Raw genomic sequence first — 1,621 nt, forward strand, 5'->3', positions numbered from 1 at the left:
CCTTATCTTGCGAACCATCTGGGTAGGTCACAAGGACTGTCGCTGGTTTATCTCCTGCTGTGCTTGTGTCTACTGGGTTTTCAAACGCTACCGTAGTACCTGTTGGAAGGTCGCCTAGGTTAGAGACAGACTTCTCAGCTGATGGAGTTTCACCAACGGTAACGGTTTGATCAGCTGGACTTGGTTGGTTACTGTCTGCCTGGCTTGGGTTTTCAGTCACAGTAATCTTGAACTCTTCTGTAACTGGGTTACCTTGAGCGTCTTTAACAGGATTGCCATCTTTATCAAGAACGGTTACAGTTGCCGTACTTTCACCAACTTTTGTTGGAGTTCCTAAAACTGTTTTGGTAGTTGGATCGAAGCTTACACCTTCTGGTAGACCTTCAACCTTGAGTGAACCTCCAGTTGGGACCTTTTGTGCCTCAACCGGAATGTCCTTGATTGGATTCCCCAATTCTACAGTTTGATCATCAATTGGGCTGATTGAAGAAGCAGCTGAGTTTGGATTCTTCGGATTAGTTCCATCAGTTCCCTCGTTTGTGTCTGGGATACCGTCGTTATCGTCATCCGTATCATCCTTATCCGGAGTATTGTCACCGTCTGTATCCAAGAAGAAGTTAGCTGTAACCTGATCAACAGAAGCATCTGGATAAGTTACAACAACTGGGACTTCTACTGTTTCAGCTGTTGTTGCTGTTGGTGACTCCAGAGCTGTAACAGTAACTACACCTGTAGTTTCGTCAATTGTTACAGTATAACCCTCTGGAGCTGTGAAACCAGGTGCAATCGTAAACTGAGTGCCGCTTGGAGCCGTTGCTGGATTGCCGGCTTTGTCAGTCAAGGCCGGTGTTGAGGTTGCAGGGGTTCCTGGAACGACATTCTTGTCTTCATAGGCAGGGTCAAGCGTATCTGCTGTTTTCACGGACTCAGTCACAGTAATCTTGAATTCTTCTGTAACTGGGTTACCTTGAGCATCTTTAACAGGATTGCCATCTTTATCAAGAACGGTTACAGTTGCCGTACTTTCACCAACTTTTGTCGGAGTTCCTGAAACTGTTTTGGTAGTTGGATCGAAGCTTACACCTTCTGGTAGACCTTCAACCTTGAGTGAACCTCCAGTTGGAACCTTTTGTGCCTCAACTGGAATGTCCTTGATTGGATTCCCCAATTCTACAGTTTGATCATCAATTGGGCTGATTGAAGAAGCAGCTGAGTTTGGATTCTTCGGATTAGTTCCATCAGTTCCCTCGTTTGTGTCTGGGATACCGTCGTTATCGTCATCCGTATCATCCTTATCCGGAGTATTGTCACCGTCTGTATCCAAGAAGAAGTTAGCTGTAACCTGATCAACAGAAGCATCTGGATAAGTTACAACAACTGGGACTTCTACTGTTTCAGCTGTTGTTGCTGTTGGTGACTCCGGAGCTGTAACAGTAACTACACCTGTAGTTTCGTCAATTGTTACAGTATAACCCTCTGGAGCTGTGAAACCAGGTGCAATCGTAAACTGAGTGCCGCTTGGAGCCGTTGCTGGATTGCCGGCTTTGTCAGTCAAGGCCGGTGTTGAGGTTGCAGGGGTTCCTGGAACGACATTCTTATCTTCATAGGCAGGGTCAAGCGT

At 46.2% G+C, this 1,621-nt stretch carries 1 protein-coding gene; it reads right to left on the bottom strand.

What is annotated here, in order from left to right:
• Positions 1-1,621, bottom strand: a 1,621-nt coding sequence (locus E5983_RS08990) for a YPDG domain-containing protein (protein ID WP_202056746.1), incomplete at both ends; no start/stop codon positions are given.

Source organism: Streptococcus danieliae (assembly GCF_009767945.1).
GTDB lineage: Bacteria > Bacillota > Bacilli > Lactobacillales > Streptococcaceae > Streptococcus > Streptococcus danieliae.